Source organism: uncultured Bacteroides sp. (genome assembly GCF_958445495.1).
Classification (GTDB): Bacteria; Bacteroidota; Bacteroidia; order Bacteroidales; family Bacteroidaceae; genus Bacteroides.
This window is the reverse complement of record NZ_CAUCSQ010000032.1, coordinates 20920-44345: the sequence shown is the minus strand read 5'-3', so window position 1 is coordinate 44345 and position 23426 is coordinate 20920. Positions and strand designations below refer to the sequence as shown.

13 protein-coding genes and 1 pseudogene are annotated in these 23426 nt (G+C 46.2%); 5 read left to right on the top strand and 9 right to left on the bottom strand.

Annotation, left to right across the window (positions count from 1 at the left end):
• Positions 1–366 precede the first annotated feature (366 nt).
• On the top strand, positions 367–1305 hold the full coding sequence (gene nadA / locus Q5076_RS11725; RefSeq protein WP_303013483.1) for a quinolinate synthase NadA: 939 nt from the start codon (positions 367–369) through the stop codon (positions 1303–1305).
• Between the two features lie 165 nt (positions 1306–1470).
• Here nadA and Q5076_RS11720 read toward each other — a convergent pair whose 3' ends face one another.
• Positions 1471–2322 carry an OmpA family protein gene (locus tag Q5076_RS11720; RefSeq protein ID WP_303013482.1) on the bottom strand — a complete coding sequence of 284 codons (852 nt, stop codon included), beginning with the start codon at positions 2320–2322 and terminating at the stop codon, positions 1471–1473.
• Between the two features lie 426 nt (positions 2323–2748).
• Between Q5076_RS11720 and Q5076_RS11715 the strand changes: the two are divergent.
• Positions 2749–2970, top strand: a pseudogene (locus Q5076_RS11715) (sigma-70 family RNA polymerase sigma factor); the annotation flags it as partial.
• A 158-nt stretch (positions 2971–3128) separates the two neighbouring features.
• Here the strand turns inward: Q5076_RS11715 and Q5076_RS11710 are convergent.
• From Q5076_RS11710 to leuS, 3 genes are all read right to left on the bottom strand, one after another.
• On the bottom strand, positions 3129–3710 hold the full coding sequence (locus tag Q5076_RS11710) for a non-canonical purine NTP diphosphatase (RefSeq protein WP_303013480.1): 582 nt from the start codon (positions 3708–3710) through the stop codon (positions 3129–3131).
• Positions 3711–3787: 77 nt separating this feature from the next.
• A complete protein-coding gene (locus Q5076_RS11705; protein ID WP_303013478.1) occupies positions 3788–4705 on the bottom strand; it encodes a YitT family protein in 918 nt (305 codons plus the stop codon).
• Between the two features lie 92 nt (positions 4706–4797).
• Positions 4798–7635 carry a leucine--tRNA ligase gene (gene leuS, locus Q5076_RS11700; protein ID WP_303013476.1) on the bottom strand — a complete coding sequence of 946 codons (2838 nt, stop codon included), beginning with the start codon at positions 7633–7635 and terminating at the stop codon, positions 4798–4800.
• Positions 7636–8839: 1204 nt separating this feature from the next.
• Here leuS and mutS point away from each other — a divergent pair.
• A complete protein-coding gene (mutS, locus tag Q5076_RS11695) occupies positions 8840–11428 on the top strand; it encodes a DNA mismatch repair protein MutS (RefSeq protein ID WP_303013494.1) in 2589 nt (862 codons plus the stop codon).
• A gap of 845 nt (positions 11429–12273) precedes the next feature.
• On the opposite strand, the gene lgt is transcribed toward mutS, so the two are convergent.
• The 5 genes from lgt to Q5076_RS11670 all read right to left on the bottom strand — a co-directional run bounded on the left by lgt (position 12274) and on the right by Q5076_RS11670 (position 18395).
• A complete protein-coding gene (gene lgt, locus Q5076_RS11690; RefSeq protein WP_303013474.1) occupies positions 12274–13110 on the bottom strand; it encodes a prolipoprotein diacylglyceryl transferase in 837 nt (278 codons plus the stop codon).
• 165 nt (positions 13111–13275) lie between these two features.
• Positions 13276–14184 carry a ketopantoate reductase family protein gene (locus tag Q5076_RS11685; protein ID WP_303013471.1) on the bottom strand — a complete coding sequence of 303 codons (909 nt, stop codon included), beginning with the start codon at positions 14182–14184 and terminating at the stop codon, positions 13276–13278.
• An 8-nt stretch (positions 14185–14192) separates the two neighbouring features.
• Positions 14193–15296: a redox-regulated ATPase YchF gene (gene ychF / locus Q5076_RS11680; protein WP_303013468.1), complete on the bottom strand. Its 1104-nt coding sequence runs from the start codon at positions 15294–15296 to the stop codon at positions 14193–14195.
• Positions 15297–15362: 66 nt separating this feature from the next.
• Positions 15363–16505: an MFS transporter AraJ gene (gene araJ / locus Q5076_RS11675; RefSeq protein ID WP_303013466.1), complete on the bottom strand. Its 1143-nt coding sequence runs from the start codon at positions 16503–16505 to the stop codon at positions 15363–15365.
• Positions 16506–16736: 231 nt separating this feature from the next.
• A complete protein-coding gene (locus Q5076_RS11670) occupies positions 16737–18395 on the bottom strand; it encodes a S9 family peptidase (protein ID WP_303013464.1) in 1659 nt (552 codons plus the stop codon).
• A gap of 192 nt (positions 18396–18587) precedes the next feature.
• Here Q5076_RS11670 and Q5076_RS11665 point away from each other — a divergent pair, with 192 nt between their 5' ends.
• Together Q5076_RS11665 and Q5076_RS11660 are read left to right on the top strand one after the other, a co-directional pair.
• The gene (locus tag Q5076_RS11665) at positions 18588–20897 is read left to right on the top strand and encodes an alpha-N-acetylglucosaminidase (protein ID WP_303013462.1); all 2310 of its coding nucleotides are present in this window, start codon (positions 18588–18590) and stop codon (positions 20895–20897) included.
• Between the two features lie 819 nt (positions 20898–21716).
• Complete coding sequence (locus Q5076_RS11660) at positions 21717–23366, top strand: DUF6377 domain-containing protein (protein WP_303013461.1); 1650 nt, start codon at positions 21717–21719, stop codon at positions 23364–23366.
• Positions 23367–23426: the final 60 nt, after the last annotated feature.

Genomic DNA, 23426 nt, shown 5'->3' with positions numbered 1-23426 from the left:
ATTCAAAAGAAGGTATAAGAAGACTGCGTTATGAACATTCCAAAAAATAAAACCAAAACTTTCCATACGGACATAAACATATTTTTCAGCACTTATCTGCCTGTTTATATTCATAAAGTTTTTAACTTTGCACTTTATTAACAAGGAGTTAATAGATAGCTCCCGCTAAACGGCGCTTTCATTGATAATAAAGCAAATAGACCGGAAAATTCCGACTTTCTTTCCGTTCATAACGGACTCATAAACCGGAAGTATGGACTAATAACTTATCCGGCAAGAAAAAACGGATTTATTTGCCAACATTATTAACAGGCTATCATCACTAACAAAGGATTTTTTTAAAAGGAAAGAAAAAGGAATATTATAATGAATGAACTGATAAAGGCTATTAACGAGCTGAAAAAAGAAAAGAACGCAGTCATCCTGGGACACTACTACCAGAAAGGGGAAATACAGGATATCGCCGATTACGTCGGCGACAGTCTGGCGCTGGCCCAATGGGCGGCGAAGACGGAAGCAGACATCATTGTGATGTGCGGCGTTCATTTCATGGGAGAGACGGCGAAAGTGCTCTGTCCGGAAAAGAAAGTGCTGGTTCCCGATATGGATGCGGGCTGTTCGCTGGCGGACAGTTGTCCGGCGGACGAGTTTGCCCGGTTTGTGGGCGAGCATCCGGGACATACTGTCATTTCGTATGTCAACACGACGGCTGCGGTGAAAGCGGTGACGGATGTGGTGGTGACTTCCACCAATGCGAGACAGATTGTGGAAAGCTTCCCTGAGGACGAGAAGATTATCTTCGGGCCGGATAGGAATCTGGGGAATTACATCAATTCCGTGACAAACCGGAATATGTTGCTTTGGAACGGGGCTTGCCATGTACACGAACAGTTTTCGGTGGAAAAGATTGCGGAACTGAAAGCGCAGTATCCGGAAGCGCTGGTGCTGGCGCATCCCGAATGCAAGAACACCGTGTTGAAACTGGCGGATGTGGTGGGGTCTACGGCAGCTCTGTTGAAGTATGCCGTGAAGCATCCCGAAAATACGTATATTGTGGCTACCGAGTCGGGTATCTTGCATGAGATGCGGAAGAAATGCCCGCAAACGGTTTTTATTCCCGCTCCTCCGAACGACAGCACGTGCGGATGCAACGAATGTAGTTTCATGCGGCTGAATACGTTGGAAAAGCTGTATGAATGCCTGAAAAACGAGTCGCCGGAAATCAGGGTGGATTCCGGGATAGCGGAGAAGGCTGTGAAACCGATTCAACGGATGCTGGAGATTTCGGCCAAGTTGGGATTGTAGAAGGAAGTTTTTCACTTCCGGGTTAACGGTATTATTCCATATAAAATTACCCAAGCGTACGTTGAGATTCGTATGCTTGGGTAAAATTTTATCGGTTATTCCTGAAAAGGAACCTTTAATCTGTTTTTTTTACATATTGTATGCAAACAATCCTGTCGGGACGGTTTATTCCGTTTCTTCCGAAGCCTGCAACATCTGGAACAGTTTATCCAGTTTCGGGGCCATGATGATTTCCGTACGGCGGTTCTTGCTTCTGCCTTCCGCCGTTTCATTGTCGGCTACAGGTATGTATTCGCCTCTTCCGCTAGGTTGTATCTGCAAAGGATTCACATGATAGTCTTTGATTAAGATGCGTACGACGGAAGTGGCGCGAATCACGCTCAAATCCCAGTTGTCTTTGAATTGTACCGTATTGATGGGTTTGTTGTCGGTATGTCCTTCAATGAATACGTCGATATCCGTCTGTTTGTTCAATACTTCCGCCAGTTTGCCGAGGGCTTCCTCACCGCGTTTGTCCAGGCGGGCGCTTCCTGACTGGAACAGTAGTTTGTCCGACATGGCTACATAGACTTTTCCGTCTTTTTCACGGATAGTCAGCTCTTCGGAACTGAATCCCAGCAATGCGTCTTTCACGCTGTTCAACAATTGCTGTACTTTTTCGTTTTGGGTATTAATCATCTGTTGCAGTTCATTGATGGTGCGTTCTCTTTCGTTCAGTTCATTTTTTTTCTGGTTCAACAGGGCGTTCAGTTTTTCCTGTTCGGTCATGTTCGCATTCAATATGCTTTGATACTGGCGAATGCTGTTTCCCATTTGCGTCGTATCGCGCAGCAGTTTTCTGATTTGCGCCGACATCTGATTGCCGGTGTTCCGGCATTTGTCCAACAGTCCTTGTACGCTGTCTTTGCTCGAAAGGGCGGCTAAACGTCCGGTTTCCGCAATCATGAACTTCTTCTTTGTGACGCATGAAGTGCACAATAGCAATGTCAAAAAAGTAAATAAGGTAATTTTTTTCATCTCGTGTTGTTTTTTACAAATAAACAATGGTTCTTTATCCCTTTATTATCAATTTATTATCTATGTACCGGCAAAATTAAGATAAGTTCGATAGATTCCCAAGCTTTGTTTGCTTATTTTACGTTTTTAAGGGGTAAATCGTTTTGAGGGAATGATAAAGACAGGGCTGCTCCGAAATGAAACGGGGCAGCCCTTTGTTTCCTGTTTCCGTATTCAGGATACCGTTGGCATTAGTGGTGTATATGGGGTCGTTTTTGTTCCGTCACATTCCTTTTTCCTGCCGGTTAATGAAATAAGGAGCTTTCGCCCGGCAGCGCACGTCATAGAATCCGAACCGCAAGCATCATAACGAAATAAAATTCCGTGTGAAGAACTTTTTCCAGGAACGGATTGAAAAAAGAAAATTATGATTTGGACCCGGTTCATATGAAGGAGCTGATGAAACTTATCGAAGAGGCTATCGAACGTTTGCCGCCACAATACCGGGAGGCTTTTGTGTTACACCGTTTTGAAGGGAAAAGCTATAAGGAAATAGCGGATTTTCTCTGTGTTTCGCCGAAAACGGTTGATTATCGGATTCAGCAGGCTTTGAAATTGCTTCGTATCCGGTTGAAAGATTATCTGCCTTTGCTTATGCCTTTGTTGTGATGCCGGAGGTTGGCATGAAGGTGACGGTTTACCATGTGTTTTTATTTTCTGAATATCTCTATGAATTATAATAAGTAAAGCTGTTCCGTTTTTCTATTTTGGAACAGCTTTCATTGTATTATAACGTTAAGGGATAAATGAAGTATAGCAGGCGAGAATCAGCGTTGCAGGAATTCACAGAGTTTCCGTACGGCCAGTGCACGATGGCTGATTTTATTTTTTGTATCATTACCCAGCTCGGCGAAAGTCTGGTCATATCCTTCCGGTTGGAATACGGGGTCGTAACCGAAACCGGATTCTCCGCGTTTTTCTTTGATTATTTCACCTTTAATCACTCCTTCGAAGAGGTATTCTTTTCCGTCCAGTATCAGCGAAATGGCGGTACGGAATTGTGCTTTCCGGTTTTCTTTTCCTTCAAGTTCATGAAGTAATTTGAGCATGTTGGCTTGGGCGTCATGTCCTTCTCCGCCTGCATAACGGGCGGAATAAACTCCGGGAGCTCCGTCCAGGGCTTCCACTTCCAGTCCGGTGTCGTCGGCGAAACAGTCCAGTCCGTAGTTTTTATAAATATAGGAGGATTTGAGCAGTGCGTTTCCTTCCAGCGTATCGGCTGTTTCGGGAATGTCCGCATGACAGCCGATATCGTTAAGGCTTAGCAACTCCACTTGGTTTCCCAGGATGGCGGCTACTTCTTCCAGTTTATGGGCGTTGTTGGTGGCAAATACGAGTTTACGTTTCATAATCTGATTTTTTTGTTTGAGATAAGACCGGTTGGTTAAAGCTGTCCGGCGGAATCGGCCGGTTGCCTGTCTGCCGGTTATTTTACTTTTAGTTTGTCGAATCCTTCTCCGTACACGCCGATAACGGAACTTTGGGAGATGAAGGCATTCGGGTCAATGCGTTTTACCAGGCGGAAGATATCCAATGACTGGCGTTTTTTAGCAAGGACTACCAACACTTTGACATTGTTCTTGCTATACCATCCCATGCCGTCCAGCACCGTAACCCCCCGGTCGGCATCCTTAATGATGCGGTCTGCTATTTCGTCATATTTCTTTGAGAAAATGAAAAATTGGACAGATTGCCGGGCGCTGTTTATAATCCAGTCCAATACCACCCCGATGATGAATAAGGTGACAAACCCGAAGATAACACGGCGCCAGTCATGGAATATGAAGTAGCAGGAACTGATGATGAATACGTCGCAAATCATAATCATTCGTCCGAGTGACACGTCTTTGTATTTGTTGACGATGGCCGCGATGATATCTGTTCCTCCGGTACTGCCGTTGTAATTGAAGGTAATTCCCAAGCCTACGCCGCACATCGCCGCGCCGATGATGCAAGCCATGAAGTCTTGTCCTTTGCCGAGTAACAGAGGTTTGCCGTCCGGTGTCATATCGGGTGCTTCTATGTAGTTGTTTACTACCAGTTGGAACAGCCAGAGCAGGAAGGTGAGCATAAAAATAGCATAAGTGGTTTTTATACTGAACCGCGGACCTAGTATCCGGATGGCGAAAGTCATCAGGATGGCATTGATGATGAAGTATGACCACTGGATAGGGAATCCTGTTGCATAATAGATGATGGCTCCGATACCGGTGGTGCCTCCGGTAGTTATCTGATAAGGCAGCAGGAACGCCGCCCATCCCAGAGAATAACTGACTAATCCGAGAGTGATGTAGATATAATCTTTCACTTCTCTCATTATTTCCGCTTTTGCTAGTTTATGCATTTGAGTTTTATGTTTAAGTGACGGGTTTTGGATGATGAGTAGCAAATAGTGAATGAGACTGTGCCGGCACAGTCTCATTCATCACTTAGAACTCAAATAACGACATTGACGATTTTCTTCGGAACGACGATAATCTTTTTCGGAGTTTTTCCCTCAATCCATTTCTGTGAACGCTCGTCGGCCAGTACTGCCGCTTGGATGGCTTCCGATGTTTCATCCGTTGCAAACTCCATGTTGAAACGGGCTTTTCCGTTGAAGGAAATGGTATAGTTGACGGTATCCTCTTTCAGGTATTCTTCATTATATGCAGGCCATGCGGCGTCGCATACGGAAGTTTCGTGTCCCAGTACGCTCCATAATTCTTCACATACGTGCGGGGCGAAAGGAGCGAGGACGATGACGAGTTGTTCCAGTATTTCTTTTTTGCTGCATTTCAGGTTGAAAAGTTCGTTTACGCAAATCATGAATGCGCTGACGGATGTGTTGTAAGAGAATTGTTCGATGTCTCCCGTCACTTTCTTAATCAGCTTGTGCAGGCTCTTCAACTCTTCTTTCGTAGCCGGCTCGTCTTTTACCAGATATTCGTCCGTGCGGCTGTAGAATAACGACCAGAATTTGCGGATGAAACGGTGTACGCCGTCGATTCCGTTCGTATCCCACGGTTTGGACTGTTCTACCGGGCCGAGGAACATTTCATACATGCGGAGCGTGTCGGCGCCGTATTTCTCTACAATCATGTCCGGATTCACTACGTTGAACATGGATTTGCTCATTTTCTCCACTGCCCATCCGCAGATATATTTCCCGTCCTCAAGGATGAATTCCGCTGTCTGGTATTCGGGACGCCATGCCTTGAAGGCTTCCAAATCCAGAATGTCGTTGGACACGATGTTTACGTCTACATGGAGCGGAGTCACATCGTACCGGTCTTTCAGGTTGAAGGAGACGAACGTATTGGTGTCTTTGATGCGATATACGAAGTTGCTCCTGCCTTGAATCATTCCTTGATTCACTAGCTTTTGGAACGGTTCCTCTACTGCGGAAACGCCTATGTCATGCAGGAATTTGTTCCAGAAACGGGAATAAATCAGGTGGCCCGTCGCATGTTCCGTACCGCCTACGTAGAGGTCTACGTTTTTCCAGTACCGGTCTGTTTTCGGGTCGACCAGCGCCTGGTGGTTGCGCGGGTCCATATAGCGCAGGTAATAGGCGGAAGAACCGGCGAATCCCGGCATGGTGTTCAGTTCCAGCGGGAAAACGGTTGTGTTGTCTATTTTTTCATTCTCCACCACACGTTTGTTGACTGTATCCCATGCCCATACCGTTGCGTGTCCCAAAGGAGGCTCTCCGGTTTCGGTCGGCAGGAACTTGGCTACTTCCGGAAGTTCCAGAGGCAGGCAGCTTTCGTCAATCATGTAAGGCATCCCGTCTTTGTAATAAACCGGGAACGGTTCTCCCCAGTAACGTTGGCGTGAGAAGATAGCGTCGCGCAGGCGGTAGTTTACTTTGACACGTCCCAGGCGATGCTCTTTTACATATTCTTTGGTTTTTGCGATGGCTTCTTTGATAGTCAGCCCGTCCAGCGAAAGGTCACAATAGGGGACCGCGTCCGGACGGGGAGAGTTGCAGACGATTCCTTCCTTGGCGTCGAAGCTTTCTTCGCTCACATCGCAACCTTCCACCAACGGACGGATTTCCAATCCGAAATGTTTGGCGAACGCATAGTCGCGGCTGTCATGTGCGGGTACGGCCATGATGGCTCCTGTTCCGTATCCTGCCAGCACATAATCGCTGATCCAGATAGGTACGGCTTCTCCCGTAAACGGATTGACGGCGTAGGAACCGCTGAATACGCCGGTGACGCTGCGGTCGGCAATGCGTTCGCGTTCCGTACGTTTCTTGGTACGGTCGAGGTAGGTGTCCACTTCCGCTTTCTGTTCGGGAGTGGTGACTTTCGCTACCAGTTCGCTTTCCGGGGCCAATACCATGAAGGTAACGCCGAACATCGTGTCCGCGCGGGTCGTGAAGATGGTGAATTCGAGGTCGCTGTCTTTTACTTTGAATTGCACTTCGGCACCTTCCGAACGTCCGATCCAGTTTCTTTGAGTTTCTTTCAGGGAATCTGTCCAGTCGATAGTATCTAATCCGTCGAGCAGGCGTTGTGCGTAAGCAGATACGCGCAGACACCATTGACGCATTTTCTTTTGTATAACGGGGTAACCGCCACGTTCGCTGACTCCGTCCACTACTTCGTCGTTCGCCAATACAGTTCCTAATTCAGCACACCAGTTTACCATTGTTTCACCCAGATAAGCGATTCGGTAGTTCATCAGGATTTCCTGTTGTTCTTTTTCGCTTTTTGCCTTCCATTCGTCGGCAGTGAAGCAAAGCTCTTCGCCACAGGCGACATTCATATCTTTGGTGGCTCCGTAGGTTTCGAATACATGGACCAGTTCTTCGATGGGACGTGCCTGCTGTTCATCGTTACAGTAATAACTGTTGAACATTTTTTGGAAGGCCCATTGCGTCCAATGGTAATATTCCGGGTCGCAAGTGCGGATTTCCCGGCTCCAGTCAAAAGAAAAGCCGATTTTATCCAGTTGTTCGCGATAGCGGTCGATATTGTTGACGGTGGTAATCGCAGGATGTTGCCCGGTCTGGATGGCATATTGTTCAGCCGGCAGGCCGTAAGCATCGTATCCCATCGGATTGAGTACATTGAAGCCTTGCAGTCGCTTGTAACGGGCGTAAATGTCCGAAGCGATGTATCCCAGCGGATGGCCTACGTGCAAGCCCGCCCCTGACGGGTAAGGGAACATGTTCAATACATAAAATTTCTGCTTCGATTCGTCTTCCGTAACCTGGTAGGTTTTCTTTTCCACCCACTTTTTCTGCCACTTCTTTTCAATCTCCCTGAAATTGTACTCCATAGTGATAAAGTTTTTATTTATAGTGATTTATATTGTTATTTCTAATTTGAGGGGCAAATTTACGTGATTTGCGCCAAACTACCTAATATTTGCATAGGTATTCACTAAGAGGTAGTTAGGTTGTCTGCTATATGAAAATAAAGTGGCGTATCCGGGGTCCGGAAGGAATAGTCAGTTCTGAACTGAATGGAGGATAAGTCCATTAAGATTGTCAAACTTGGTAAATGTTTTGTCAAACATATTATAAATTTACTCAAGATTAGGCTTTTCTGAAATGTTATAAGAGATTGTCTTTCTATTGAATATATCAAGAATCGGCGACAAGTAGAGTTTGACAGAGCCATTGTTTATCCGGGTCACATTTGTCGCCTATTTACGATTGGGAACTTCGGCAACAAAATTTCGAGTGATAATATTGGGTGCAATCTTACCAACTTCACCCTTATATGAATGATAACGAATCTTGTGTATTTTGCTTTTAAGTCCCCATTTCCATCATAATGACGTTGCACTGCTTTATGGTTAATATCAAAACTTTTGTTACGCAATTCAGTCGTTTTTTAAAGTTATACATAAGGCATCTCAAAAGTTAGGCACAAAACTTTTGGGGTGTAGTTCAATGAATTAGTTGGCTAATTTTATGTATTTTCTGAATATCCTTACTCATTGATAAGATTTATGAAGTGAATAAACCGGTAACCAGGAAAATCCGGTTAAGACGGATGTGATTGAGGATAGAAAACCATATCAATCCGTTTTTCCTTTAAGGTACGTCTCCTTGTTTGGCCCTTGCATTGTTACGAATTGGGGTGAAGCAAGGGGATTGGCCTGTCCGGGGGAGGATTGTATCGTTGGCGTATGGGCATAAAAAAAAGGGTCAACGCCTTGACCCAACCTTTGTTAACCTTAAATCTAATACTATGAAAAACACATTGCAAATGTACATACTTTTGTGTAAATAGCAAATTATCCAAGTATTTTTGTATGTTTTATAACATGTTTTAATATTGTTATCCGGTTTATTAAGAAAAATGCCGTTCCTTTTTAAAGGAGTGAAACACTAATTTTGAAAATTGAATTGTTAGGTTCCGTTGATTCTCTACCGAAAAACCGTTATCTTTGTTCCGATAATGACAGTATTATATCCCGATAATAAAAAGAAAAGGAGAAAACCGTGAAGGAAGAAGAGATCGTACTCACCCCCATGATGAAGCAATTTCTGGATGTGAAAGCGGAGCATCCGGATACAGTGATACTGTTTCGTTGCGGGGATTTTTATGAAACATATTCTACGGATGCCATTGAATCTTCGGCAATTTTAGGTATTACGCTGACGAAACGCGCCAATGGAAAAGGAAAAAGCATTGAAATGGCGGGATTTCCTTATCATGCCCTTGACAATTATTTGTCGAAGCTGGTTCGTGCGGGGAAGCGTGTAGCCATTTGCGAGCAATTGGAAGATCCGAAACAGACCAAAAAGCTGGTTAAACGAGGCATTACAGAGCTGGTTACTCCCGGTGTCTCTATCAATGATAACGTATTGAATTGCAAGGAAAACAATTTTCTGGCTGCCGTCCATTTTGGAAAGAAAGTCTGCGGAGTTGCTTTTCTTGATATATCTACGGGCGAGTTTCTCATAGCTGAGGGGCTTTTTGATTATGTAGATAAGCTGTTGAACAATTTCGGACCGAAGGAAGTGCTCTTCGAACGTGGCAAGCGGCCTGTGTTTGAAAGTAATTTCGGTACTAAGTTTTTTACGTATGAGCTGGAAGATTGGGTCTTTACGGAAGTGAATGCCCGGGAAAAGCTTCTTCAACATTTTGAAACCAAAAACCTGAAAGGGTTCGGAGTCGAACATCTGAAAAATGGAATTGTCGCTTGCGGGGCCATCTTGCAGTACCTGCTAATGACGCAGCATACGCAAATCAAACATATCACTTCGATTGCCCGTATCGAAGAGGACAAATACGTCCGGCTTGACAAGTTTACAGTGCGTAATCTTGAACTCGTGGGCAGCATGAATGAAGGCGGAAGCAGTCTGTTGGATGTCATCGACAAAACGATTAGCCCGATGGGCGCGCGTCTGTTAAAACGTTGGATTATTTTTCCGCTGAAAGATAAAAGACTGATTAATGACCGGTTGGATATCGTTGAGTACTTCTTCCGTCAACCGGATTTCAAAGAGCTTATTGAAGAGCAGTTGCATCTTATCGGTGATTTGGAACGTATTATTTCCAAAGTAGCCGTAGGACGTGTCTCACCGCGCGAACTGGTACAGTTGAAAGTAGCGTTGCAGGCTATTGAACCGATTAAGCAGGCGTGTATGCAGGCAGACAATGCGAGTTTGAGCCGTATCGGGGAGCAGTTGCACCTTTGTACTTCTGTCCGTGACAGAATTGCCAAAGAGATTAATGACGATCCTCCTTTATTGGTGAACAAGGGTGGGGTAATAAAAGACGGTGTTAATGCGGAGTTGGACGAATTGCGCCGGATATCGTATTCCGGGAAAGATTATTTACTTCAAATCCAGCAGCGTGAGAGTGAACGTACGGGCATTCCGAGCTTGAAAATCTCTTATAATGCTGTGTTCGGTTATTACATCGAGGTCCGTAATGTCCATAGGGATAAAGTTCCTAAGGAGTGGATTCGCAAACAGACTTTGGTGAATGCGGAGCGTTATATCACACAGGAGTTGAAAGAATATGAAGAAAAGATTCTCGGTGCGGAAGACAAGATTCTTATTTTGGAAAATCAACTGTATGTGGAGCTGGTACAGGCAGTGACGGAATTTATTTCCGAGATACAAACCGACGCCAGCCTGGTTGCCGGTCTGGATTGCCTTTTGTCCTTTGCCAATGTGGCGCGTGAGAATAAGTATATCCGTCCGGTTGTTGAAGACGGCGAGGTTCTGGATATCCGTCAGGGACGCCATCCGGTAATTGAAAAGCAACTTCCGATTGGCGAGAAATACATTGCCAATGACGTGATGCTGGACAGTTCCACACAACAGATTATCATTATTACGGGACCGAATATGGCGGGTAAGTCCGCGCTTTTGCGCCAGACCGCATTGATTACGTTGCTTGCGCAAATCGGTTCGTTCGTTCCTGCGGAGAGTGCCCGTATCGGGTTGGTTGACAAGATATTCACCCGTGTAGGGGCCAGTGATAATATTTCTGTGGGAGAATCTACGTTTATGGTTGAAATGAATGAAGCGGCGGATATCCTGAACAATGTCTCTTCCCGCAGCCTGGTGCTGTTTGATGAGTTGGGGCGTGGAACGTCCACTTACGACGGTATTTCTATCGCTTGGGCGATTGTGGAATATATTCACGAACATCCGAAAGCCAAAGCGCGTACCCTGTTCGCTACGCATTATCATGAACTGAACGAGATGGAGAAATCCTTCAAGCGAATCAAGAATTATAACGTGTCGGTGAAGGAAGTGAACAACAAGGTAATCTTTCTCCGTAAACTGGAACGCGGCGGAAGTGAACACTCTTTCGGTATTCACGTGGCGAAAATGGCGGGTATGCCGAAAAGTATAGTGAAACGTGCCAATGAGATTCTGAAACAGCTCGAATCGGACAACCGTCAGCAAGGTATTTCCGGCAAGCCGTTGGCGGAAGTCAGTGAGAAGCGCGGAGGAATGCAGTTGAGTTTCTTCCAGTTAGAAGACCCCGTACTTTGCCAGATACGTGACGAGATTCTGAATCTGGATGTGAATAACCTGACTCCGGTTGAGGCGTTGAATAAATTGAATGATATCAAGAAAATAGTTAGGGGGAAATAATCATTTCCCCCTTTAATAATACACAAAGAGTGGAGAAAACAAGAAAGGCAATGTGAGCATGACAGCATTATAAACCTGTTTGCGACAGGAAAAGCCGATACTGTCTGTTATCGTTATGAAGCCGGATTCAGTGCTACCCTTGAAGCGGGACCGCAGGTGGATTTCATAGAAAACAGGGTAGAAAATAAGGAAAGCAGTGTTTTTGGGGCTCTTTAGGGGATTACGGTTCTGCCTGCCGGTCTGTTGCTGTTCCGGACTAATTGTCAAGCATTGTCTATAAAGAAAGGCCCGCCTATCTGTTTTCATTTCTCACTATCCATTTGTTGGGCGGATTTTCCATCTATTTTCTTCTTTCCTGTATCTATGCCAACCTGGACGAGATGAAGCTGCGGAAATATGGAAAAGAAGGAAGGCTGTTCTGCTGAATGATTCCATCCGGGACAATTTGCATTCTCCATCCTTTCGAAATGTGAAATACATAACTTTGGAACCGGCTTATGCCTGCTTCTTCTACTATTTTTCCTGTTTTGCCGGGGTAAATTCAGCCGAGGTTGCTGAGTGCGATTGATTCAAAAATGAAAAAACGTATCGGGAGAAATCACCAGTTAAAACCATGTATGGAAAAATGCAAATACGAGCCTGACGACCTTGAAGAGCCGGACGAAACTGGCGAGGCTGACGAATAGCCTCGGACAGCTCGAAAGTTTTATGAAAGAGTAAAACGGTAAGGAAAGGATGAGGCTGAATGTCTTTCGGCTTTCAATTTTCGTTCTGACATTGTTTCCGAACCGTTTGTTTTTGCAGTCATTTGTTTGGGTTAGTCAGCCTCGTCTCTTTTTTCAGTCTCAGACCGTTTTTTTCTTATCGTAGAAAAACATAAAATATACGCCTATCAGAACAAACGGAATGCTCAGCCATTGCCCCATATTGAGCGTCATCTGGTCTTCGAATGCTTCCTGGTTCTCTTTCAGGAACTCGATGAAGAAACGGAAAACGAAGATATAGGTCAGGCAAAGCCCGAAGAAAAAGCCCCGGTGCAGTTTCTTGCTGTAATTTTTATACAGGTAAATCATGATAAAGAATAAGAGCAGGTAGGCGATGGCTTCGTAAAGCTGTCCCGGATGGCGCGGTTGCATGTCCACCCGTTCGAATATGAATGCCCAGGGCACGTCTGCCGGCTTGCCGATGATTTCGGAGTTCATCAGGTTGGCAAGACGGATACAACAGGAGGTGATGGGGGTCGCTACGGCAATCATGTCTACCACGTCCATATAGTGAAGCTTGGTTTTACGGCAATAGAGCCATAATGCGATAATCAGTCCGAGAGTGCCTCCGTGACTGGCAAGTCCTTCATATCCCGTAAATTTCCATCCGCCGGCAGGCAGGAACTTGATGGGCAGGAGCATTTCTATGAATCCTTTGCCGCTGGTCAAATACTGCCCCGGATCGTAGAACAGGCAATGTCCTAAACGCGCCCCGATGAGGATACCGAAGAAACAGTAGAAAAAGAGAGGTTCGAACTTTTTTTCATCTATTTTCTTGTCGCGGTATTGGTAGTGGACGATAACATAGGCAAAGAAAATCCCTACTGCCCATAACAGGCCGTAGTAACGTATGGAAATGCCGAATAAGTTGAATAATTCGGGGTTCGGGTTCCAGTTGATGTAAAGGAATGAAGACATAATCTTGGTAGTTATTTAGTTATAATTCTCATTGTTTCAGTTTTATAAAATCAGTAGGATTTTTCCCGGCCTGCCGTCCGGTTTCTTCCGTGTTGGCAATTTCCTGATACCATAGTCCTATTTTGCATGATGAGTGCGGAAGCCCTTTTCCCGTATCTGCCGTTTTCAGGATTTGAATTTTTCGGCAACCATCCGATAGGTAGGAGTGTCGATGCCCTGTTCTTCCGCTGCAGCAATCATGTCGAACAGCAACCCTTGTATCTCCGACTCGTGCCCTCGCGCCAGGTCTTTCTGCATGGAAGCCGTGCTTTCGGGGGCAAGATTATCAATAATCTTTAAATTGTACAAGATAGGGTCTTCAGGGAATTCCACCCCCAGTTTACGTCCCAGTTCGGCGCTTTCGGCAGATAGTCCGATAAAGGTATCGCGTATTTTCCCCGGTTTCTGCACTTCCCTCATCGGGACGTCGTAATAAGCTCCCGTAAGCGCCATTGCCGAGATGAACGACCATTTGACAAATGTATCCCGGTTGATGTCCGGAGAGATTTCCGCCTTGATGCCGCTTTCCCGGAGGTCTTCCCGGATAGCGTCCAATATTCCCGGAGGAACCTGGGTCCCTTTATGCGCCCCATATACCAAACGGAAAATTTTCCCCATTTGGGTGATTTCTCCTGCACCGGATACGAATCCGACGATATAGATGCAGCCGTCGAGCACTGTAACGTCCGGAACCATGCGCTGGATACGCGGCCCTGTTCCGTAAACGTTCAGAATCGGAATGACGACAGTCCGGGCATGTGAAGCCCTTTTGATTAATCCGGTGATTGAGTCGACGGAATATCCCTTGACACAGACGAAGATTACGTCCGCTTTTCCGTCAAATTCTTCCGCTGTCGTTGCGGGAACGGCAAGCGTATGTTCTCCTTTTAAATCAGACTTCAATTTCAGCCCGTTTGCCCGTATGGCCTCCAAATGAGTTCCGCGGGCAATGCAAGTGACGTCTTTTCCGGCGAGTGACAGAAATCCCGCTATGCTGCCGCCTACTCCTCCGGTTCCTGCTATGAGATACTTCATATTATTTCTTATACATTGAAACGGAAATGCATGATATCACCGTCCTGCACGACGTATTCTTTTCCTTCTACGCCGAGTTTGCCGGCCTCTTTTACTGCTGCCTCCGAACCGTATTGAATGTAATCGTCGTATTTGATAACCTCGGCACGGATAAAACCTTTCTCAAAATCGGTGTGGATAACGCCTGCGCATTGCGGCGCTTTCCAGCCTTTGCGGTATGTCCAGGCCTTCACCTCCATTTCTCCCGCCGTGAAGAACGTTTCCAAGTTCAGCAGTTTGTAAGCTGACTTGATGAGACGGGATACTCCGGATTCTTCCAGCCCGACTTCGGCAAGGAACATCTGACGGTCCTCATACGTTTCCAGCTCGGCGATATCCGCTTCTGTTTTTGCAGCGACAATCAGGATTTCCGCGTTCTCGTCTTTTACCGCTTCGCGTACCATATCTACGTACTTATTGCCGTTTACGGCGCTGGCTTCGTCTACGTTGCAGACGTACATCACCGGTTTACTGGTCAGTAGGAATAACTCGTGGGCTATTTTCTGCTCGTCTTTGGTTTCAAATGCCACGGTACGCGCCGATTTCCCTTGTTCAAGGACTTCTTTGTATTTTACAAGTACGTCGTAAGCCAGTTTTGCAGCCTTGTCTCCTCCTGTCTGCGCCTGTTTCTGTACTTTTTGAATACGGCTTTCGATGGTTTCCAAGTCTTTCAGTTGAAGCTCGTAGTCAATGATTTCCTTGTCGCGTACAGGATTTACGCTGCCGTCTACATGCGTTACATTATCATCGTCAAAACAGCGGAGCACATGAATAATTGCGTCTGTCTCGCGGATATTGGCAAGAAACTTATTACCGAGCCCTTCTCCTTTGCTGGCGCCTTTCACCAGTCCGGCTATATCTACGATTTCTACGGTAGTGGGGACGATACGCCCCGGATGTACCAGTTCTGCCAGTTTGTTGAGTCGTTCGTCAGGTACGGTGATTACGCCGACGTTAGGTTCAATTGTGCAGAAAGGGAAATTTGCCGCTTGTGCCTTTGCATTCGACAAACAGTTAAAAAGTGTTGACTTGCCTACATTCGGCAGTCCGACAATACCACATTGCAATGCCATTTATCTATTTTGTTTTTATTTAGTTATCGATAATTACTTTGCAAAGATAGGTATTTTGGCAGAGTTTTAATATTTTGCCTGGTATTTCTTATAAAAAATCAGGAACAAAATAAATCCGATGAGGGCGAACGGCACACCTGTCAGGGCGGGATAACGGTATCCGCTGCTGACGGCAAGCCCGCCCGCATAAGCGCCGATGGCGTTTCCCAGATTGAAGGCCACTTGCACACAGGCGGCCCCTAACATTTCGCCTCCTTTCGCCACGCGGATAATCAACACCTGTTCCGGACTGGATACGGCGAATAATCCGGCTGTGCAAAGGCACATCAACAGGGCAGCCGCCCATTTGCAGGGAGAAAGGAAGAAAATAAGCAATAGCATCAGGCAAATGAGCGCCTGTGAAGCGGTTCCTACTTTTCCGGGAGTGTAGCGGTCGGAAAGTTTTCCGCTGATGAGGTTGCCCGTCACCATACCGAACCCGGCAAGAATCATCAGGGGAGTAATGCTTTCGGCGGAGAATCCGGCAACGTTTGTCAGCAGGGGATTGATATAACTGTACCAACAGAACACGCCACCGTTGCCTAAGGCCGTAGCGCCCAGAATCAGCCAGGGGGCCGGAGTTTTGAGGAAACGGAATTGTCCTTTGAATCCGGTGTCTTGAAGTCCTTCCACGTGAGGGACCCAACGCCAGATGTAATACAGGATAACGGTTCCCCAGATGCCGACCAGCAGAAAAGTGACGCGCCAGGAAAGCATGGTGCTTAAAGAAGTGCCTAAAGGTACTCCGAAGAGGTTGGCGATTGTCATTCCGGCAATCATGATAGAGACGGCTTCCGAGCCTTTTCCCTTATCGGCAAGCCTTTCGGCAACGATGGAGCCGACTCCGAAATAGGCTCCGTGGGGAAGCCCGGAAATAAAGCGGGCAATCAGCAGGACCCAGTAATCGGGAGCCGCAGCGGCACAGATATTACCCGCCATGATTAAAGCGACCAATACCAGTAGAATGTGTTTTAGCGGGTATTTGCGGGCAAGGGTCAGTACGGGAGCGCCGACGCAGACCCCCAGCGCGTAGGCAGAGATAAAATGCCCGGCAGTGGGGATGCTGATATGTAAATCTTTTGCCACATCCGGTAGAATTCCCATCATTACGAATTCGGCGATACCCAGTCCTAAGGTTCCGAACGCCAATGCAATAAGGCTCTTTTTCATACAAAAACTGACTGATTTCCGTTGTCTTTAACTTCCTTGTTTTTTTTTGCGGGTGCAAAGGTAAAACAAAATCAGCCAGGAAAAATCCGTTGTGACGGATTTTGATTTAAATCAATTTATGCGGTCGGTACAGGTGTGTGGCAAGGTATGTTTTTGCCGTACACAAAAATGGAAAGATATGTCCGTAACCATTCCTGGGGTACGGGGAATGTACCTTCCATATCGGAAAATTTACCGGGTTTGTTTTAAAATCCAATCCGTAATGTCTTTTAAAACTTCCGGACTGATTGTTTCTTCCAGTTGCCCGTACTCGGCCAATGTGCCTTTTTTACATGTTTGGAAAAGATGGTTGAGGTTCGGGTAGATTTTGGCGGTTACGTTTTTATTTCCGTTTCCGGCGGTTTTTTCCCGGATAGCGGTCAGGTTCATGACGGCATCCACTTGAATGTCCTTTCCCCCGTTCAGGGCGAGAACCGGGCATTTCACTTTTTCCAGGTCTTTAGCCGGGTCATATCTCATGAAATGAAGGTACCAGGGAGAAGTCATTGACTGGAGTTCTCCGGATATCTGCCGGACGGTGCCGGAATCTTTTAATTGTGCGGGCGGTATGGTTTTCGTGACATCTGCATATAATTCTTTCCGTAATTCCTCAGGGGTCTTGTCCGCTTGTTGCAATATGGAATATCTGTTCCGTACGGACGGTTTTATCTTTTCCCAGGCTGTGTCTGGCATTCCTTGTGATTTGGAGATGAGTTCCACCTGTTTCAACATCAGGCTGTCACCCCTCACGCCAGCCCCCGCCAGTGAAACGACAAAGGCTACGGACGGGTCCTTAGCGGCCGTCATGAATGCGATTGTTCCGCCTGCGCTATGCCCTATGATGCCGATTTTTTTCGGGTCTATCTCTTTTCTGTTGCGCAGGTAGCGGATGGCGGCTTTCGTATCTGTGGCGAAATCTTCATTGGTGGCTGTAGCATGATTACCTTGCGAGGCGGCGGTTCCCCTGTCGTCACACCTGAGGACGGCAATTCCATTCCGTGTCAAATAGTCGGCAATAACAAGAAAAGGCTTGTGTCCCATAATTTCCTCATCCCGGTTTTGCGCACCGCTTCCTGTCACCATGACTATTGCCGGAAACCGATTCCCTTTTTCGGGAAGCGTCAGTGTCCCGGCAAGATTGATGTCGTCTTGCTCGTTCCTTACAATGACTTCTTCATTTCGGTAGGGGAAGGGAGGCTGGGGTTCCTGCGGACGTTTAGGGCGGGCGGTTTCTCCTTTTTTCAGGTTCAGCGGGATAGGTATTCCTTGGGTGAATGTCCCGTTGATTGTATTGTTTTTGTCTAACTTGCCTTTGTAAGAGGCATTGATGGCGGGTATCCGGACAATCAGCGTAGAATTTTCGAAAGAAGTACTCTCTGTCTTTATGCCTTTGGCTCCCTGGTCGGGGCTGTCAAGCGTTGTCACATAATTTCCGTTCTCTGCCGGATTGATATGGAATACGATGGAAAGCGAACCGGAAGGTACGGAAAGCTTGCCGTGCCAGGTTCCCGAAATATCCTGGGCGGAAAGAAAGGATGGGAATGACAGCCCGGCCAACAATCCGGCAACGGCAATCACTTTGATGCGGAATGGAATGTGTCTGCCGGATAAAGGTCCGTTACGGAATGAAGATGTCCGGTGGATTGGCTCTTCTTGCTTTACTTTCGATTTTGCTCTTTTGTCCATAAGATATTTGCTGTTTGTCAGATAATGGATATTGGAATGGCAGGGGGCTGTTCTGTAACGTTTACGGTGTGCTAAACGCAACGGGTCGCTCTCGTTACCTAGTGTCAAAGGTATAAAAATATTTTTTGTTGTCGGTAGGTTTATGTGTTTTTTTGATGTTCTCATTGGGAAAAGTTCATTTTTAAATATATTGGGAACCGTATTCGGAAAAAATACAGTCGTTGAAGTGGTCGGTGACGGATAAAGACCGTTTTTTCAGACCGTGGTGTATATGGCGTGGTTTCTTTGCCAATTTCTTTTTTCCTGTAACAAGTTTTCAAAAATATTCTTTATCTTAGCCGACAAAAAAGAATAACTATGAAAATGACAGGATGCAGTGCGGTACTGCCCGTTTACCGTTATCTGTTGGTTATCGGGCTTTTCTTCCTGAGTACGGCGTTCAAGAAGGAGAATCCCGGAATCCGTGCCGCTTATGATTTGATAGAACGGATTACTCCGGGGTATGGCGAACAGTTTGTGCTGGAGTTAATCCCTGCCGGGACGGACGGGCAAGACGTGTATGAGATTGAGGGGGAGAAAGGCGGTATTATTTTACGCGGCAATAACCCGGTTTCGTTGGCTACGGCTTACAATCAGTATTTGAAATACAGTTGCGGGGCTCACGTATCCTGGTTCGGCGACCAGTTGAATCTTCCCGAAATGCTTCCCGCTCCGGTCGCATCGCAACGGGGAAAGCATGTCATTAACGGAAAATACCGCGTATATATGAATTATTGCACATTCAGCTATACGGCTCCTTGGTGGGATTGGAAACGTTGGGAACGTGAGTTGGATTATATGGCGATGAATTCCGTCAATATGCCGTTGTCGGTCGTCGGGTTAGAGGCTGTGTGGTATAATACCTTGTTGAAGTACGGATTTACCGACAGTGAAGCCCGAGCGTGCCTGACAGGGCCGGCTCACTTCGCTTGGCAATGGATGCAGAATATACAGAGTTATGGCGGTCCTTTGCCGTTGTCATGGATACAGTCTCATATTAAGCTAGGGAAACAGGTGATTGACCGGCAGTTGGAGTTGGGGATGCAACCTATCCAGCAAGGCTTTTCCGGTTATGTTCCCCGTGAAATGAAGGCTAAATTTCCGAAAGCCGGCATCAGCATGAAAGGAGGATGGTGTGGTTTCAAGGGGGTTGCCCAGATTGACCCGACAGATTCATTGTTCCGGGCTTTCGGACGTGATTTCATGGAGGAGGAAAAGAAACTGTTCGGCGCACACGGCGTTTATGCCGCTGACCCTTTTCACGAGGGAAGACCTCCTGTTGATACTCCGGAGTATTTGGATGCGGTAGGCAAGGCTATCCATCGTCTTTTTAAGTCGTTCGACCCGAATGCGTTATGGGCGATGCAGGCATGGAGTTTGCGTGAGCCGATTGTGAAAGCGGTTCCCAAATCCGATTTGCTGATACTGGATTTGAACGGAGGACGTTGCGCCAAAGGCGAGCCGTGCTGGGGATATCCGGTGGTGGCGGGCAATCTGCATAACTTCGGCGGGCGTATCAATATGCATGGTGACTTGCACCTGATAGCTTCCAACCAGTATGGAAAGGCTCATGCGAAATATGGCAATGTATGCGGTTCGGGGCTTTTCATGGAATCCATCATTCAGAATCCTGTCTTTTATGAACTGGCGTTTGAAATGCCGCTTCATGCGGGGGAGGTGAATATTGAAGAGTGGTTGGCGGGATATGCGGCGCGTCGTTACGGTATGCCCTCCGAAAAGACGGCGCAGGCGTGGCTGTATTTGCTCGAAGGTCCTTATCAGAAAGGGACGAACGGTACGGAGCGCAGTTCAATCATTGCCGCCCGTCCGGCGTTGAATGTAAAGAAGTCGGGACCGAATCAGGGGTTGGGCATTCCTTATTCTCCGTTGTTGTTATGGAAGGCGCAAAGGTTGCTTTTGGAGGAATCGGATAGATTGGGCTCTTCCAAGCCTTATCGGTTTGACTTAGTTGATTTGCAACGCCAGATAATGACTAACCTGGGGCAGGCGATGCATAAGCGTGCGGCGGACGCTTTTCGTAAGAAAGACCGTAAGGAGTTTCTTCTGCACAGCAATCGTTTTTTGGAACTGATGCATGATACGGACGTGCTTCTCCGTACCCGTGAAGAGTTCAACTTTGATAAGTGGTTGACCGACGCCCGCAGTTGGGGAACAACGGAGGCAGAAAAGAATCTGTTGGAGAAAGATGCCACCGCATTGGTTACTATCTGGGGTGGGGACGGCGACCCGCACATCTTTGACTATTCTTGGCGTGAGTGGAGCGGACTGATTGAGAATTTCTATCTGAAACGTTGGAAAATGTTTTATGACGAGATGTCGGGCTATCTGGAACGTGGAGAAGAGTATGTGGAAGAGGGACTGCCGCAGATTTACGGGCGTGAAGCGTTCCGCGCGAATGCGCTCTACAATAAAATGGCTGACTGGGAGATGAATTTTGTCTCTACTTGCCATAAGGCGCGTACTCCGGTTACTCAAGGAGACGAGCTGGCAACAGTGAAACGGCTTTTCAAAAAGTATCTTGAAATCTCCAAAGATTATTATTCCGAAGAAATGTCTGCCGATAAGATTACAGAAGGCAAGACGTTCGAGAACTTAGGAGAGGAGTAGTGGAGGAAAGCGGGATAATAAATCAATGACAACTATAATTAGCCTTTTGTTTTACTATAAATATTTCGTTCCACAATTGTTGTCTTTTAGTTCCATATCTGTGGGACGAAAGGGAAACAATTGTGGAACGGAAGGATAACAGATGTGGAACGAAATAGGGTTCGTATGAAAAAAGGTTAGGGTATGCGGCTGAAAGCTTTGGGATGTGGGGGTAGGTTGCATCGGTATGACACGTTTTAATTTCATGAGCAATATGCGGCAGGTTTATTTCAATGCGGTTTGGCCCGTGCTTTTGCGAACATGAGTGTGATTTTATTTTTAACTGCGGGTTTCTATGGGTTGCAACCTGTTAGTTCCTTGGCGACCGGATTCTCGATAGCTTGTCGGATATTCCATAATGATTCTGTTCTTGGGGGCGGATTCTTTTGCACTATTCTTTTGGGTACAGCTTGTAACGGAACCGGGAGTCGTTAGCCTGTACTCTTTTATAAATTTCCCTGAAGCGACTCCGATTATTATCTGTTTTTCCCGATAGCAATTAATACCGTTTGTAGTGTTACGTATCAACTGCTCCGTTTCCCCTTCACAGTTGCACAAATGATGGGGAAATACGTCTTTGCCTACGATAAAGGGGGGATTAATGATTGTCGTGCCGATTATTATGAATGTAATTGTTACAGATATAATAAATGATGTTTATGATGAATCCGTTTTCCTATTTTTAATGAAGATTGCTCTTTCTGCCTGCAATAATCTTCTCCTGAAAGCCGGAAGTTTCTGAAAGACTTTTATCTTTGCAGATATAATACATACGGCACTATGAAAAAAGTTATTCTGATTTTTGTGGCAATTTTTCTTTCAGGCCTGCTTTATGCAAAAGATAACAAGAGTACTGACGTGTTGCTTCGTGAGATTGACGCTATCATTAAAAACCGCCAGATTTATGGAGCGGAAAAGGAAGCGCGTATCGCCGACTTGAAGAGATTGTTGGTTGAGGCTGCTTCCGATAAGCAGCGGTACGGTTTTTGCGGACGCCTTTTCGATGAATACCGGGCTTACAATCTGGATTCGTCTTTTGTCTACGCCCAACGGAAAGAGGAGTTGGCGCGCCGTCTGAATAAGCAGGATTATCTGGATGATTCCGCCATGAATATGGCGGAAGTGATGGGAACTACCGGGATGTATAAAGAAGCGCTGGAATTATTGGGAGGGATTGACAAGAAAACCCTGCCCGGCTATCTTTATGGCTATTATTATCATTTATACCGTACCATTTACGGATTGATGGGCGATTATGCCGTTACGGAAGAAGCCAAGAACGAATATTACCGGATGACGGATTTGTATCGGGACTCCCTTTTGCAAGTCAATGCTTCCGACTCGCTGGGACATGTGCTGGTGATGGCGGATAAATGTATTGTGCATGCCCAATATGACGAGGCTATCCGCATACTGGCGGAATATTACGGTAAACCTTCTCTGGATGAGCATGCACAGGCAATGATTACTTATACGATTTCCGAGGGTTGCCGGTTGAAAGGAGATAAGGAAGGACAAAAACATTATCTGGCTCTTTCAGCTATTGCCGATTTGAAATCAGCAGTAAAAGAATATGTATCTTTGCGCAAACTCGCTTCTCTTGTTTATGAAGCAGGAGACATCGACCGTGCCTACAACTATCTGAAATGTTCCCTGGAGGATGCCACCCTTTGCAATGCCCGTCTCCGTACGTTGGAAATCTCGCAGGTCTTTCCTATCATCGACCAGGCCTATCAATTAAAAACCAAACGTCAGCAACAGGAGATGAAAGTTTCGTTGATATGTATCAGTCTGCTTTCCGTTTTCTTGCTGGTTGCCATTTTCTTTGTCTATAAACAGATGAAAAAGGTAGCTGCTGCGCGCCGCGAAGTGGTCGATACCAATACGCTCCTGCAAGAACTGAACGAAGAACTTCACGATTCCAATTCGCAACTGAAAGAAATGAATCATACGCTTTCGGAAGCCAACTATATCAAGGAGGAATATATCGGGAGATACATGGACCAATGTTCCACTTATCTCGATAAGATGGATTTATACCGCCGTTCCCTGAATAAGATTGCCGCTGCCGGAAGGGTGGAAGAACTATATAAGGCTATTAAATCTTCCCAGTTCCTTGATGAAGAACTGAAAGAGTTTTATGCGAACTTCGACGTGACTTTCCTGCAACTCTTCCCCAGTTTTGTGGAGGAATTTAATGCCCTGCTTACCGAACCGATGCAACCCAAACCGGGAGAACAACTGAATACCGAACTTCGTATCTTCGCTCTCATCCGCCTGGGAATTACGGACAGCACTAAAATAGCGCAATTCCTTCGCTACTCCGTCACTACCATTTATAATTACCGGACCCGTGTCCGTAACAAGGCTGTGGGAGAAAGAGATGAATTTGAGGCTAAAGTAATGCAAATAGGGAAGGTGGAAGAATAAGAAAACCACTACTTTTTTAGTCCGACTTCTATTTTGTAACGTTCTTATATTTAGTGGTTT